This window comes from Deltaproteobacteria bacterium (assembly GCA_020848905.1).
GTDB lineage: Bacteria > Myxococcota_A > Polyangia.
The window spans coordinates 1-14,621 of record JADLHG010000016.1; the positions used below are offsets into that span (position 1 = coordinate 1).

General features: G+C 65.2%; 11 protein-coding genes and 1 tRNA gene. All 12 read left to right on the top strand.

Annotated elements, in window-relative coordinates; translation table 11 throughout:
- Positions 1 to 125: elongation factor Tu (tuf, locus tag IT371_07105; protein MCC6747408.1), on the top strand; the 125-nt coding region annotated here is incomplete at its 5' end.
- A 45-nt stretch (positions 126 to 170) separates the two neighbouring features.
- Positions 171 to 243 (top strand) — tRNA-Trp (locus IT371_07110).
- Positions 244 to 264: 21 nt separating this feature from the next.
- Positions 265 to 621, top strand: coding sequence for a preprotein translocase subunit SecE (gene secE, locus IT371_07115; GenBank protein MCC6747409.1), 357 nt, complete (start codon positions 265 to 267; stop codon positions 619 to 621).
- A 65-nt stretch (positions 622 to 686) separates the two neighbouring features.
- A complete protein-coding gene (nusG, locus tag IT371_07120; protein ID MCC6747410.1) occupies positions 687 to 1,214 on the top strand; it encodes a transcription termination/antitermination protein NusG in 528 nt (175 codons plus the stop codon).
- A gap of 76 nt (positions 1,215 to 1,290) precedes the next feature.
- Positions 1,291 to 1,713 (top strand): 50S ribosomal protein L11, encoded by a 423-nt coding sequence (gene rplK / locus IT371_07125; GenBank protein ID MCC6747411.1) that lies wholly within the window; start codon positions 1,291 to 1,293, stop codon positions 1,711 to 1,713.
- A gap of 9 nt (positions 1,714 to 1,722) precedes the next feature.
- Positions 1,723 to 2,436: a 50S ribosomal protein L1 gene (locus IT371_07130; protein ID MCC6747412.1), complete on the top strand. Its 714-nt coding sequence runs from the start codon at positions 1,723 to 1,725 to the stop codon at positions 2,434 to 2,436.
- 9 nt (positions 2,437 to 2,445) lie between these two features.
- Entirely contained in the window at positions 2,446 to 2,970 is a 525-nt protein-coding gene (gene rplJ / locus IT371_07135) for a 50S ribosomal protein L10 (protein ID MCC6747413.1), read from the top strand.
- Positions 2,971 to 3,061: 91 nt separating this feature from the next.
- Complete coding sequence (gene rplL / locus IT371_07140) at positions 3,062 to 3,445, top strand: 50S ribosomal protein L7/L12 (GenBank protein ID MCC6747414.1); 384 nt, start codon at positions 3,062 to 3,064, stop codon at positions 3,443 to 3,445.
- Between the two features lie 212 nt (positions 3,446 to 3,657).
- The gene (gene rpoB / locus IT371_07145; protein ID MCC6747415.1) at positions 3,658 to 7,857 is read left to right on the top strand and encodes a DNA-directed RNA polymerase subunit beta; all 4,200 of its coding nucleotides are present in this window, start codon (positions 3,658 to 3,660) and stop codon (positions 7,855 to 7,857) included.
- Positions 7,858 to 7,937: 80 nt separating this feature from the next.
- Positions 7,938 to 12,152, top strand: a complete 4,215-nt coding sequence (gene rpoC / locus IT371_07150) for a DNA-directed RNA polymerase subunit beta' (protein ID MCC6747416.1) — start codon at positions 7,938 to 7,940, stop codon at positions 12,150 to 12,152.
- 26 nt (positions 12,153 to 12,178) lie between these two features.
- Entirely contained in the window at positions 12,179 to 12,346 is a 168-nt protein-coding gene (gene rpmG / locus IT371_07155) for a 50S ribosomal protein L33 (GenBank protein MCC6747417.1), read from the top strand.
- Between the two features lie 154 nt (positions 12,347 to 12,500).
- Positions 12,501 to 14,609, top strand: a complete 2,109-nt coding sequence (gene fusA, locus IT371_07160) for an elongation factor G (GenBank protein ID MCC6747418.1) — start codon at positions 12,501 to 12,503, stop codon at positions 14,607 to 14,609.
- The last annotated feature ends 12 nt before the right edge of the window (positions 14,610 to 14,621 follow it).

The window sequence follows — 14,621 nt, forward strand, 5'->3', positions numbered from 1 at the left end:
GCGACAACGTGAATCTGGTCGTCAACCTCATCACCCCGATCGCCGCCGAGAAGGGTCTTCACTTCGCCATCCGCGAAGGCGGCCGCACTGTCGGCGCCGGCGTGGTGACGGAGATCATCGAGTAGGAGTCGAGAGTGCCGAGCCGAGGCCGTCATGGGCGGTTCGTGCATAGGGCAGTAGCTCCAATGGTAGAGCGGCGGTCTCCAAAACCGCATGATGGGGGTTCGAGTCCCTCCTGCCCTGCCGAGAAGTGAGCGCGACGCCATGGGCAACAATAAGTGGGTCCATCTGACATTCGTCGGCCTGTTTCTGGTCCTGGCCTTTCTGCTGGTTCGCACCACAGATTGGGTCTGGGGCTATTTCGCCAAGCCGAAGGACCTCTACCTGGTGCCGCCGGCCCTGCTGGTCGCAGGCGTGGTGTCCTTCATGGCCTGGCGCAACCAGGTGTGGTTCACCCGAGCCTCGGAGATCATCCTCGAGCTGGCCAAGGTGACCTGGCCGACGCGCAAGGAAACATCGGCGGCGACCTTGGTCGTGATCGTGACCGTGATCGTCTTCTCGTTGATCCTGGGCCTCTTCGATCTGTTTTGGTCCTGGGCGACGGGGATCGTCTATAGCTAGAGCAGCCGCCGGTGTCGCGGACCGTGACTGAGGCGGGGCTGTTCTCTGCCGATAGGATGATTTCGATGGCCATGAAATGGTACGCGGTCCACACCTACTCGGGCCATGAGAACAAGGCGCGTCTGACGCTGCAGGACCGGATCCGCTCGCACAACCTGCAGGAGAGGTTCGGAGAGATCCTCATCCCCACGGAGTCGGTGGTCGAGCTGGTCAAGGGGCAGAAGCGCACGACAACGAGGAAGTTCTACCCGGGGTACATGTTCGTCCAGATGGAGCTCTCCGACGAGACCTTCACCCTCGTCAAGAACACGCCGAAGATCACCGGCTTCCTCGGGGGCACGAAGCCCGTGCCGGTGCGGGACGAGGAGATCGCCGGCATCAACAAGCAGATGACCGAGGGGGCGATCAAGCCCAAGCCTCGGATCGTTTTCGAGGAGGGCGAGAACATCCGCGTGGTGGATGGGCCGTTCTCGAACTTCACGGGCATCGTCGAGGAGGTCCGGCACGAGAAGCAGAAGGTGCGGGTCCTCGTCAGCATCTTCGGCCGCGCGACGCCCGTCGAACTCGACTTTGCACAGGTAGAGAAGGCGTAGCGACGCCGAGTAGATGTTTCCCGCGGGAGGCAATGGGGACTACGGCCCCGCCGCTTGAACCGCACAGGAGCGTACGATGAAAAAAGTCACCGGTCTGGTGAAGCTCCAGATCCCGGGAGGCCTGGCGAACCCCTCACCCCCTGTGGGACCGGCACTCGGTCAGCACGGGGTGAACATCATGGAGTTCTGCAAGGCCTTCAACGCGAAGACGCAGCAGATGAAGGGGACGATCACTCCGGTGGTCATCACCATCTATGCTGACCGATCCTTCTCCTTCATCACCAAGACGCCTCCGGCGGCCGTGCTGCTGAAGAAGGCGGCGGGGATCGAGAAGGGTTCGGGAGAGCCGAACAAGAGCAAGGTTGGCAAGGTCACCTGGAAGCAGGTCCGAGAGATCGCGGAGACCAAGCTGCCCGACCTCAACACCGAGAACGTCGACCAGGCGATGCGAACCATCGCCGGCGCGGCCCGCTCCATGGGCCTCGACGTGGTGGACTAGGGGGAGCCGATGCCACAACGTGGAAAGAAGTATCGCGAGGCTTCGAAGCTCATCGACCGGCAGAAGAAGCACACGCTCGAGGAGGCCTGTCAGATTCTCCCCAAGACGCGCATCGCGAAGTTCGACGAGTCGGTCGACATCGCCGTGCGCCTGGGCGTGAATCCGAAGTACGCCGATCAGATGGTTCGCGGCGCGGTGGTCATGCCGCACGGTACGGGCAAGAGCATCCGCGTGGCCGTCTTCGCCAAGGGCGAAAAGGCGAAGGAGGCCGAGGCGGCCGGAGCCGACGTCGTCGGAGCCGAGGACCTCGTGGAGAAGGTCCAGGGCGGTTTCCTCGACTTCGACGCGACGGTGGCCACGCCGGACATGATGGGCCTCGTCGGACGGCTCGGACGCGTGCTCGGTACGCGCGGCCTGATGCCGAACCCGAAAGTGGGCACCGTGACCCTCGACGTGGGCCGCGTCGTGCGCGAGTTGAAGGGTGGACGCGTGGAGTTCCGCGTGGAGAAGGCGGGCATCGTCCACGCGCCCGTGGGACGCATCAGCTTCGGGGCCGAGAAGCTCAAGGAGAACGTGCTCGCCATCATGGAGCTCTTGGTGAAGCTCAAGCCGGGCTCGGCCAAGGGGACCTATGTGCGGAGCGTGGCCTTGTCGAGCACGATGGGACCGTCGGTTCGGCTCGACGCGGCGGAAGTCGTCGCGCTCGTAACGAAGGCGACGTAGGAGCGCGCCATGAACCTTCAAGAAAAGATCGATACCGTAGACGAGCTGAAGGCGACGCTGGCCAGGGCCCAGAGCCTGGTGCTGGCGGACTTCCGGGGTCTCACCGTCGAGCAGACGAACGGGCTGCGGAGAGACCTGCGGCGGGCAGGCTGTCAGTATCGCGTCATCAAGAACACGATGGTCAAGCGCGCCATCGCCGGGACCGGCATGGAGCCGCTGAAGGGGCTCTTCAAGGGCCCGACGGCGATCGCTTGGTCGGATGCCGATCCGTCGGCGCCGGCCAAGGTGCTCGACAAGGCCGCCGACGCGATCGAGAAGCTCAAGGTCAAGGGGGGCTTCGTCGACGGAAAGATTCTGGACGTCCAGGGGGTCAAGAGCCTGGCCCAGATGAAGGGCAAGGACGAGCTCCGAGCGGAGCTCCTGATGCTCTTCCTGGCACCCGCCACCGAAATGGTTCGGCTGCTCGCCGCGGGTCCGACGAACTTCATGTACCTGCTGGGGGCGCGCGAGCGCAGCCTGACGGGAGAGTCATAGGACTACGACACGTCGTCCCGGCGTGCTTGTAGGAGGCCTGGCAAGGCGAGAGCCATGCTGCCGCATCGATAGGAGAAGGGTAATGCCTGAGATCACGAAGGAACAGGTCATCGACTTTCTGAGCAGCCTCTCGGTCATGGACATTGCGGCCCTGACCAAGGAGCTCGAGGACAAGTGGGGCGTGAAAGCGGCGCCCGTGGCGGTCGGCTTTGCGGCGGGCCCAGGGGCCGGCGCGGCTGCCGAGGCGGCCCCCGAGCCGACCGAGTTCAACGTCATCATGACGGGCTTCGGCGCGAACAAGATCGGCGTGATCAAGGCGCTGCGCGAAGTGACGAACCTCGGTCTCAAGGAGGCCAAGGAGCTCGTCGAGGCAGTGCCGAAGCCGGTGAAGGAAGGCGTGGCCAAGGCCGACGCCGAGCAGATCGCGGCCAAGCTCAAGGAGGCCGGCGCCACGGTGGATATCAAGCCGGCCTAGCGTGCAGCGTAGTGCCGCACGCGCAGTGTTCGCGCCGCTCCGGTTTCCCGGTCGTGACCTGGGAAGCCGGGGCGTCGGTGTGTTTTGAGCTGCGGTAGCCCGCGTTGAGCAGGCGCCCCGAGCGGCCGGCACCTTCAGGTGCCGCGCCCGTCTTGGGACTCGAAGCTCCAGCCGAGATAGTGTGGGCCGTGATGGCCCGCCGAGGAGAGTCGATGGGACGCGTGATCCAGAACAACTTTCGAGTTCGCAAGCACTACGGGCGGATCCACAAGATCATCGACATCCCGAACCTGATCGACATCCAGAAGCGCTCCTACGAGAAGTTCCTGCAGAAGGACGTACCCGCGAGCAAGCGCGAGGACATCGGGCTGCAGGGCGTCTTCAAGAGCGTCTTCCCGATCCGCGACTTCTCGGAGACGGCGTCGCTCGACTTCGTCAGTTACAACCTCGAGAAGCCGAAGTACGACGTGGACGAGTGCCGTCAGCGCGGCATGACGTACGCCGCGCCGATCAAGGTCACGATCCAGCTCGTCCTGCGGGACGTGAACGAGGAGACCGGGGAGCAGTCCGTTCGCGACGTGAAGGAGCAGGAGGTCTACTTCGGCGAGATCCCGCTGATGACGGAGAACGGTACGTTCATCATCAACGGGACCGAGCGCGTCGTCGTCAGCCAGCTCCACCGCAGCCCGGGCGTCTTCTTCGACCACGACAAGGGGCGTACCCACGCCACGGGCAAGCTGCTCTACAGCGCGCGGGTCATCCCGTACCGCGGTAGCTGGCTCGACTTCGAGTTCGACCCGAAGGACCTGCTCTACGTGCGCATCGACCGCCGGCGGAAGCTCCACGCCACGGTGCTCCTGCGCGCGCTCGGCAACTCGACGGAAGACCTGCTGAACGAGTACTACAGCACGGAGACGATCTTCCTCGAGGCCGGCAAGAAGTACGCGAAGAGCATCGAGTACGACATCCTCCCCGGCCAGCGGGCCACGCGCGACATCCGGCACCCGGAGACGCGCGAGGTGATCGTGCGGAAGAACCGCAAGTTCACCAAGATGGCGATCCGCAAGCTGCAGGAGTCGGGGCTCGAGCGGTTGCCGATGGCGATCGAGGAGCTCGTGGGCAAGGTCGCCGCGCACGACGTCATCGACGGCGAGACCGGCGAGGTGCTCCTGCAGTGCAACGAGGAGGTGAGCGAGGAGCTCCTCGACCGCCTGCGCGACCACGGCATCGGCGAGTTCAAGATCCTCTTCATCGACAACCTGAACGTCGGCAGCTACCTCCGGGACACGCTGCTCGCCGACAAGCTCAACACGCCCGACGAGGCGATCATGGAGATCTACCGGCGCTTGCGGCCGGCGGATCCACCCACCCTCGACACGGCGCGCACGCTCTTCCAGAACCTGTTCTTCAACGCCGAGCGCTACGACCTCTCCAAGGTCGGCCGGCTGAAGTTGAACTACAAGTTCAAGTCCGACGAGCCGCTCGACAACTGCGTGCTCACCAAGCGCGACATCATCGAGACCGTTCGATACCTCATCGAGCTCAAGAACGGCCGCGGAAGCATCGACGACATCGACCATCTCGGTAACCGGCGGGTGCGGGCCGTCGGCGAGCTGATGGAGAATCAGTACCGGATCGGTCTCGTGCGCATGGAACGCGCCATCAAAGAGCGCATGAGCATGTCGCAGGAGATCGAGTACCTGATGCCGCACGACCTGATCAACGCGAAGCCGGTCAGCGCGGTGGTCAAGGAGTACTTCGGGTCGAGCCAGCTCTCGCAGTTCATGGACCAGACGAATCCGCTCTCCGAGGTCACGCACAAGCGGCGCCTCTCCGCGCTCGGGCCAGGCGGACTCACGCGCGAGCGAGCGGGCTTCGAGGTGCGCGACGTGCACGCCACGCACTACGGTCGCGTGTGCCCCATCGAGACGCCGGAAGGTCCGAACATCGGTCTCATCGCGTCGCTCTCGACCTACGCGCGGGTCAACGAGTACGGCTTCATCGAGACCCCGTACCGCACGGTGAAGGAAGGGCACGTTCTCGAGGAGGTCCGGTTCTTCTCGGCCCTCGAGGAGGAGGGGCACTACATCGCGCAGGCCAACGCCGACCTCGACAAGCACGGCAAGTACCAGGGGGACGTGGTCTCGGCGCGCTTCAACGGCGACTTCGTCATGGCGCGACCGGAGGACGTCTCGCTGATGGACGTCTCGCCGAACCAGCTCGTGTCCGTGGCGGCCTCGCTCATCCCGTTCCTCGAGAACGACGACGCGAATCGCGCCCTCATGGGTTCGAACATGCAGCGGCAGGCGGTGCCGCTGATCAACACGCGGAGCCCGCTGGTCGGGACGGGGATCGAGGGGATCGTGGCGCGCGACTCGGGCGTCACCTGCGTCGCTCGGCGCGACGGGACGGTCGTGTCCGTCGATGCGTCGCGCATCGTGGTCAAGCCGCTCGAGACCGACGACTCGGACACGCTCTCCGCGAAGCCCGACATCTACAACCTGATCAAGTTCCAGCGCAGCAACCAGAACACCTGCATGAACCAGAAGCCCATCGTCCAGAAGGGCGATGTGGTGCGACGGAACGACGTCATCGCGGACGGCGCGGCGACGGAGTGCGGCGAGCTGGCCCTCGGGCAGAATGCCCTCGTGGCCTTCATGCCCTGGGGTGGGTACAACTTCGAGGACTCGATTCTGGTCAGCGAGCGGCTCGTACGCGAGGACGTCTTCACGTCCGTGCACATCGAGGAGTTCGAGTGCGTCGCGCGCGACACGAAGCTCGGTAAGGAAGAGATCACCCGCGACATCCCGAACGTCGGCGAAGAGGCGCTGGCCGATCTGGACGAGAGCGGGATCGTACGCATCGGCGCCGAGGTGAAGCCGGGCGACATCCTGGTGGGGAAGATCACCCCGAAGGGTGAGACGCAGCTCTCCCCCGAGGAGAAGCTGCTGCGCGCGATCTTCGGCGAGAAGGCCGGCGACGTGCGCGACAGCTCGCTCAGGGTGCCGCCGGGCGTGCAGGGGATCGTGATCAACGCGCGCGTCTTCGCCCGCAAGGGGACCGAGATGGACGAGCGCTCTCGCGACATCCTCGACCAGGAGAAGGAGAAGCTCCTGGCGGATCAGCGGGACGAAGAGAAGATCATCAGCGAGTCCTACTACGACAAGATGTCCGGTCTGCTGGCCGGGAAGACCACGGGCGCTCGCCTGGTCGACGACCGCGGGAAGGTCCTGCTGCAGAAGGGCGTCAAGATCGACGCGCCGTCGATGATGGAGGTGCCGCGCAAGTACTGGGCCTCGATCCAGGTGGTCGAGGGGGGCGGCAAGGTCGAGGACGATCTCGAGCAGCTCTCGAGCCGGCTCGAGGACGACGTTCGCGTCATCCGGGAGCTCTATGACGAGAAGATTGGCAAGCTCACGAAGGGCGACGAGCTTCCGCCGGGCGTGATCAAGATGGTCAAGGTGTACGTGGCCATCAAGCGCAAGCTGTCGGTCGGCGACAAGATGGCCGGCCGTCACGGGAACAAGGGCGTGATCAGCCGCATCCTCCCCGAGGAGGACATGCCGTACCTCGAGGACGGGACGCCCATCGACCTGGTGCTCAACCCGCTCGGCGTGCCGTCGCGCATGAACGTCGGGCAGATCCTCGAGACGCACCTCGGGTGGGCGGCACGCGAGCTCGGACAGCAGATCAACCGCTACCTGGAGACCCACTGGAGCCCCGAGATCCTGCGCGGGAAGCTGAAGAAGGTCTACATGACGGAGCAAGCGCACCAGTTCCTCGACTCGCTCGACGACGAGGACGTGGGGCACTTCGCGTCGAAGGTGCGGCGCGGCGTGTTCATCGCGAGCCCGGTCTTCGACGGCGCGCGCGAGATCGACATCAAGGACGCCCTCGCGATGTCGGGACTGCCTCGCTCGGGTCAGGCGGTGCTCTTCGACGGGCGCAGTGGAGAGCCCTTCGACCAGGACGTCACCGTCGGCGTGATGTACATGCTGAAGCTGCACCACCTGGTCGACGACAAGATCCACGCCCGGTCGATCGGGCCCTACTCGCTCGTGACGCAGCAGCCGCTCGGCGGAAAGGCGCAGTTCGGCGGTCAGCGGCTCGGCGAGATGGAGGTGTGGGCGATGGAGGCCTACGGCGCGGCGTACGGGCTGCAGGAGTTCCTCACGGTCAAGAGCGACGACGTGGTGGGGCGCACGCGCATGTACGAGAGCATCGTGAAGGGCGAGCACGTGCTGGAGTCCGGCCTGCCGGAGTCCTTCAACGTGCTGCTCAAGGAGCTCCAGAGCCTGTGCCTGAACGTGGAGCTCATCGAGGAGGGTGGAGCGGTGCGCGAGCCTACGGCCGAGCCCTCGGTGGTGCCGGCGATGAGCGGCGTTTCGCGCGGGGGGTTGCCCGGGCTGTAGGAGTCGGTTGACCCCCGAGGACCGTTTTCGACGATGAGATGACGGGTCCGCGTGAGCGGGCCACACCCATAGGAGCCGTCGTGAAGGACATCTTCAACTTCTTCGAGAAGCCCAAGGACCCGCTGAGCTTTTCGGCGATTCGGATCTCTCTGGCGAGCCCGGACAAGATCCGCGAATGGTCGCACGGGGAGGTGAAGAAGCCTGAGACCATCAACTACCGGACCTTCAAGCCGGAGCGCGATGGCCTCTTCTGCGCGAAGATCTTCGGACCGGTCAAGGACTACGAGTGCAACTGCGGCAAGTACAAGCGCATGAAGCACCGCGGCGTGGTCTGCGAGAAGTGCGGCGTCGAGGTCATCCAGTCGAAGGTTCGCCGCGAGCGGCTCGGCCACATCAGTCTGGCCACGCCGGTGGCGCATATCTGGTTTCTGAAGAGCCTGCCGTCCCGCATCGGGAACATGCTGGACATCACGCTCAAGGACCTGGAGAAGGTCCTCTACTGCGAGTCCTACATCGTCATCGATCCGAAGAACAGCGGCCTGGCCAAGGGTGAGCTCCTGTCCGAGGAGCGCTACCAGGCGTCGCTCGACGAGCTGGGGGACGACGCCTTCACCGCCGCGATGGGCGCCGAGGCAGTCCGTGACCTCCTGCGCGAGATTCCGATCGTCGAGCTCTCGCAGCAGCTCCGCAGCGACATGAAGGAGACCTCCTCCGAGGCGAAGCGCAAGAAGATCTCCAAGCGCCTGAAGGTCGTGGAGGCCTTCCGCGACTCCGGGAACCGTCCCGAATGGATGATGCTGGAGGTCGTGCCGGTGATCCCGCCCGACCTGCGCCCGCTCGTTCCGCTCGACGGCGGTCGGTTCGCCACGTCGGACCTCAACGACCTCTACCGGCGTGTGATCAACCGCAACAACCGGCTCAAGCGCCTCCAGGAGCTCAACGCGCCGGAGATCATCATCCGCAACGAGAAGCGCATGCTTCAGGAGGCGGTGGACGCCCTCTTCGACAACGGTCGCCGAGGGAAGACGATCACCGGTCCGAACAAGCGCCCGCTCAAGTCGCTCTCCGACATGCTCAAGGGGAAGCAGGGGCGTTTCCGTCAGAACCTGCTCGGCAAGCGCGTCGACTACTCGGGTCGGTCGGTCATCGTGGTGGGTCCCGAGCTGCGGCTGCACCAGTGCGGGCTGCCGAAGAAGATGGCCCTCGAGCTGTTCAAGCCCTTCATCTACAACAAGCTGGAGGAGCGCGGGCTCGTCACGACGATCAAGTCCGCCAAGAAGCTCGTCGAGAAGGAGAAGCCCGAGGTCTGGGACATCCTGGAAGAGGTGATCAAGGAGCACCCGATCCTCCTCAACCGCGCTCCGACGCTGCACCGTCTCGGCATCCAGGCCTTCGAGCCGGTGCTGATCGAAGGCAAGGCGATCCAGCTCCACCCGCTCGTCTGCGCCGCGTTCAACGCGGACTTCGACGGCGACCAGATGGCCGTGCACGTCCCGCTCTCCCTCGAAGCGCAGATGGAAGCGCGGGTCCTGATGATGTCGACCAACAACATCCTCAGCCCCGCGCACGGCAAGCCGATCATCCTGCCATCGCAGGACATCGTGCTCGGGCTCTACTACATGACCCGCGAGCGCGCCTACGCCAAGGGTGGGCTGCGCGAGAGCGGCGAGCTGAGCATGAAGGACGGCACCGCGCTCCAAGGGGTCTACGCCTCCCCCGAGGAGGTGCGGATGGCCTACGACCACAGCGAGGTCGATCTGCAGGCCGCGATCAAGGTTCGCATCGGCGGCAAGCTCGAGAAGACCACCGTCGGTCGCGTCCTCCTCTTCGAGGTGGTTCCGCGGGAGCTCTCTTTCCGCATCGTGAACCGGGTGATGGGGAAGAAGCAGCTGACCGAGCTCATCGACTCGTGCGTCCGCATCTGCGGCGAGAAGAAGACGGTGCTCTTGGCCGATCGGCTGCGCACGCTCGGGTACACGCACGCCACGATGGCGGGTGTGTCGATCTGCATCGACGACATGATCATCCCCGCGAAGAAGGTGGAGCTGCTCAACAAGGCCACCGAGGAGGTGCGGGAGATCGAGGAGCAGTACACCGAGGGTCTCATCACCGACGGTGAGCGGTACAACAAGGTGGTCGACATCTGGGCCCAGGTCTCGGAACAGATCGCGCAGGAGATGATGGGCGAGATCGGGATCGAGGACGTCCACGACGAGTACGCGGGCACGAAGAAGAGCATGCCCAGCTTCAACCCGATCTACATCATGGCAGATTCCGGCGCGCGCGGCTCGGCGCAGCAGATCCGGCAGCTCGCCGGCATGCGCGGCCTGATGGCGAAGCCGTCGGGCGAGATCATCGAGACGCCGATCACGACGAACTTCCGCGAAGGGCTGTCGGTGCTGCAGTACTTCATCTCGACGCATGGTGCCCGTAAGGGTCTGGCCGATACGGCGCTCAAGACGGCCAACTCGGGGTATCTGACGCGTCGACTGGTGGACGTGGCTCAGGATTCGATCATCGGTGAATTCGACTGCGGCACGCTCGATGGGATCGAGATGACGGCCCTCGTCGAGGGCGGCGAGATCATCGAGCGGCTCGGCGACCGCATCCTCGGCCGCGTGGCGCTCGAGGACATCCTCGACCCGCTCAACGGCACGGTGGTGGTGCGGGCCAACGACGAGATCGACGAGGACAAGGTTCGGGAGATCGAGGACGCGGGTATCGACCGGGTCAAGATCCGGTCGGTGCTCACCTGCCAGAGCCGGCGCGGTGTATGCGTCGAGTGCTACGGCCGCGACCTGGCGCGCGGACACAAGGTGAACATCGGCGAGGCCGTGGGGATCATCGCGGCGCAGTCGATCGGCGAGCCGGGAACGCAGCTCACGATGCGTACGTTCCACATCGGCGGCGTCGGGCAGATTCGCCACGAGGAGTCGACGCTCGAGTGCCGGACCGAGGGCACGGTGCACCTCGAGAACTGCAACACCGTGGCGTACAAGAGCGGCAACAAAGACGTGCTGGTGGTCATGAACCGGCACGGCGAGATCGTCGTGCAGGACGACTCCGGTCGCGAGCGCGAGCGGTACGGCCTGGTCTACGGCGCGCACGTGCGCGTGAAGGACGGCGGCCGCGTGACGCCCGGTACGGTGCTCGCCGAGTGGGACCCCTTCACCATGCCGATCGTCACGGAGGTGGGGGGCAAGATCCAGTACGCGGACGTGATCGACGGCGTCACGATGCAGGAGGCGCTCGACGAGGTCACCGGCCTCTCGCGAAAGGCGATCATCGAGAGCAAGGACGCGGAGGTCCGGCCCGCGATCGTCATCGTGGACGACGAAGGCACGGCGAAGCACCTGCCGGATAGCACGGCGGCTGCGCGGTACTACCTGCCCATGGGGGCGAACATCTACGTCGGCGAACAGGACGAAGTCGTCGCCGGCGACGTGATCGCGAAGATCTCGCGCGAGACGACGAAGACCAAGGACATCACGGGCGGCCTCCCGCGCGTGGCCGAGCTCTTCGAGGCCCGCAAGCCGAAGGAGCACGCCGTGATCAGCGAGATCGACGGCGTGGTTTCCTTCGGCAAGGACACCAAGGGGAAGCGGAAGCTCTTGATCACGCCGGAGATCGGCGAGGTCTCGGAGTACCTCATCAGCAAGGGCAAGCACCTCGCGGTGCGCGAGGGCGACCGGGTGCGCGCGGGGGAGGCGCTGATGGACGGAGCGGCGAATCCGCACGACATCCTGCGGGTGCGCGGCGAGAAGGAGCTGGCGAAGTACCTGGTGGACGAGGTGCAGGAGGTCTACCGACTGCAGGGCGTGAAGATCAACGACAAGCACATCGAGGTCATCGTGCGGCAGATGCTGCGCCGCATCCGGGTCACCGACGTCGGGGACACGAACTTCCTCGTGGACGAGCAGGTCGAGAAGTTTGTCTTCGAGGAGGAGAACCGGCGCGTGGTGGCCGAGAACGGGACCGCGGCGAAGGGCGAGCCGCTCCTCCTCGGCATCACGAAGGCATCTCTCTCCACGGATAGCTTCATCAGCGCTTCCTCGTTCCAGGAGACCACGAAGGTGCTGACAGAGGCGGCGATCTGTGGCAAGACGGACCACCTCAGGGGCCTGAAGGAGAACGTGATCATGGGCCGCCTGATCCCGGCCGGAACGGGGCTGGGGGCGTACAAGCGGCTGCACGTGGAGATCGACGTCGCGGAGGCGGACGATCTCCCCCTGACGCCGGCGATGCACGCGATGGCCGGCGGTGCGATGGCAGTGTCGTCCAGTCTGGACGATTGACAGAGAAGGTTTGAAGGGAGCGCGTCATGGCAGGCAAGGTTCGTGAGAAGATCAAGCTCGTCTCGGAGGCCGACACGGGCTACATGTACACGACGACGAAGAACAAGCGCACGACGCCGGACAAGCTGCGCTTCAAGAAATACGACCCGATCGTGCGGAAGCACGTCTGGTTCAAGGAAGCGAAGATCAAGTAGGGCCCCAGCCAACGACGTGACCCGCAGTGCATGAGGCGCGGGGCCCCCCGCTTTGGGGGGCGCCGTGGGAGCCTCGGACTCACCCACGCACTGTCCATCGACGAGCCAAAGACGTGACTTCGGCGCGTGTCGAGCGCCAGAGAAGGAAATTCGCATGTCCCTCATCCATCAGGTACGGAACATCGGCATCGCGGCCCACATCGACGCCGGCAAGACGACGGTCACCGAGCGGGTGCTGTTCTTCACCGGCGTGACCCGGAAGCTCGGCGAGGTTCACGACGGGGCGGCGACGATGGACTTCATGAAGCAGGAGCAGGAGCGAGGGATCACCATCGCCTCTGCGGCCATCTCCTGCCGGTGGAAGGACTACCGGATCAACATCATCGACACTCCCGGACACGTCGATTTCACCGTCGAGGTGGAGCGGTCGTTGCGGGTCACCGACGGTCTCGTGGCGGTCTTTTCCGGGGTCGACGGCGTGGAGCCGCAGTCCGAGACGGTGTGGAACCAGGCGGACCGGTACCGTGTGCCGCGGCTGGCCTTCGTGAACAAGATGGACCGCGAGGGCGCCGATTTCGCGCACTGCCTCCATTCGATGGACGAGCAGCTCGATGCGCGTCCCGTTCCGCTGCAGATGCCCATGGGCTCCGGGGCGGAGTTCGAGGGCGTGATCAATCTGATCGACATGCAGGCGGAGCTCGTCACCGACGTGGACAAGGCGCGGCAGCAGGCCTCGGTAGCGTTCGCGCCGATTCCGGAGAAGTACCTCGCCGAGGCGCAGACGATGCGCGGGCACATGATCGAGCGGCTGGCGGAGTTCGACGAGCAGATGCTCGAGCAGTTCGTGGAAGGGCACGAGATCGATGCGGAGACGATCTGGCGCGCGGCGCGGCGCGGCGTGATCCGATCGCTCTATACGCCGGTCCTGTGCGGTGCGGCGTACAAGAACCGGGGCGTGATCTTCTTGCTCGACGCGGTGGGCAAGCTCCTCCCCTCGCCGATCGACCACGGCGCGGTGGTAGGAGAGGATGTCAGCGACGCGGAGAAGACGCACAGCCGGACGCCGAGCCCCTCGGAGCCCTTCAGCGCGCTCTCGTTCAAGATCATCCACGACCCGTACGTGGGGCAGCAGACCTTCACGCGGATCTACTCGGGGACGCTCTCGCCGGGGCAGACGGTGCTGAACGCGACGAAGGACAAGAAGGAGCGCGTGGGCCGGATCCTGCGCATCCGCGCCAAGGAGCGGGAGGAGGTCGAGCAGGCGGGGCCGGGGGACATCGTCGCGCTCGTCGGGCTCAAGATGACCACGACCGGCGACACGCTCTGCGACCCGGACAAGCCGCTGCTGCTGGAGAAGATCCACGTGCCCGCGGCGGTGATCAGCATGGCCGTGCGCCCGGCGGACTCGAAGAGCGAGGAGGCGATGGGGAAGGCGCTGGCGAAGATTCGCCTCGAGGACCCGTCCTTCTCGCTCAAGGGGGACGAGGAGACGGGAGAGACGATCATCTCGGGGATGGGGGAGCTGCACCTCGAGGTGATCGTGGACCGCATGAAGACGGACTACGGCGTCGAGGTCGTCACGGCGGCGCCGCGCGTGGCGTTCCGCGAGACGATCACCTCGGCGGCGGAGGTCAACTACCGTCACGTCAAGCAGACGGGCGGTAAGGGGCAGTTCGCGCACGTCGTGCTGCGGCTCGAGCCCAATCCGGGGGGGGGCTTCGAGTTCAAATCGGCGGTCGTGGGAGGGCGGGTGCCGAGGGAATACATCCCGGCGATCGAGGAGGGGTGCGAGGAGGCGCTCGAGCGGGGAGTGATCGCGGGCTACCCCGGCGTCGACGTGAGGGTGGTGCTCGAGGACGGATCGTTCCACGCGGTGGACTCCTCCGAGATGGCGTTCAAGATCTGTGCCTCGAAGGCCTTCAAGCAGGCCTTCCTCAAGGCCGGGCCGCAGATGCTCGAGCCGACGATGAAGCTCGAGATCGCGAGCCCCGACGACTACCTGGGGGACATCATCGGGGACCTGAGTCGGCGGCGCGGGAAGGTGACCTCCATGCGCCGCTACCGCAAGGGGTCGCAGAAGGTGTCCGGCAAGGCGCCGCTCGCGGAGATGTTCGGTTACGCCACGACCCTGCGCTCTCTCTCCTCGGGGCGAGCCAACTACTCGCTCGAGTTCGAGGCCTACACGGCCATGCCCGCGGCGCTCGCCGAGAAGGTGATCGAAGAGGCGAAGAAGCGGATGAAGGAAGAGGCGGAGGACCGCTAGGCAGGCTGGCCC

Bases quoted from the DNA above. Each gene is read 5' to 3' on its own strand.
- secE (MCC6747409.1), top strand. From the start codon at position 265: ATGGGCAACAATAAGTGGGTCCATCTGACATTCGTCGGCCTGTTTCTG.
- nusG (MCC6747410.1), top strand. From the start codon at position 687: ATGGCCATGAAATGGTACGCGGTCCACACCTACTCGGGCCATGAGAAC.
- rplK (MCC6747411.1), top strand. From the start codon at position 1,291: ATGAAAAAAGTCACCGGTCTGGTGAAGCTCCAGATCCCGGGAGGCCTG.
- IT371_07130 (MCC6747412.1), top strand. From the start codon at position 1,723: ATGCCACAACGTGGAAAGAAGTATCGCGAGGCTTCGAAGCTCATCGAC.
- rplJ (MCC6747413.1), top strand. From the start codon at position 2,446: ATGAACCTTCAAGAAAAGATCGATACCGTAGACGAGCTGAAGGCGACG.
- rpoB (MCC6747415.1), top strand. From the start codon at position 3,658: ATGGGACGCGTGATCCAGAACAACTTTCGAGTTCGCAAGCACTACGGG.
- rpmG (MCC6747417.1), top strand. From the start codon at position 12,179: ATGGCAGGCAAGGTTCGTGAGAAGATCAAGCTCGTCTCGGAGGCCGAC.
- fusA (MCC6747418.1), top strand. From the start codon at position 12,501: ATGTCCCTCATCCATCAGGTACGGAACATCGGCATCGCGGCCCACATC.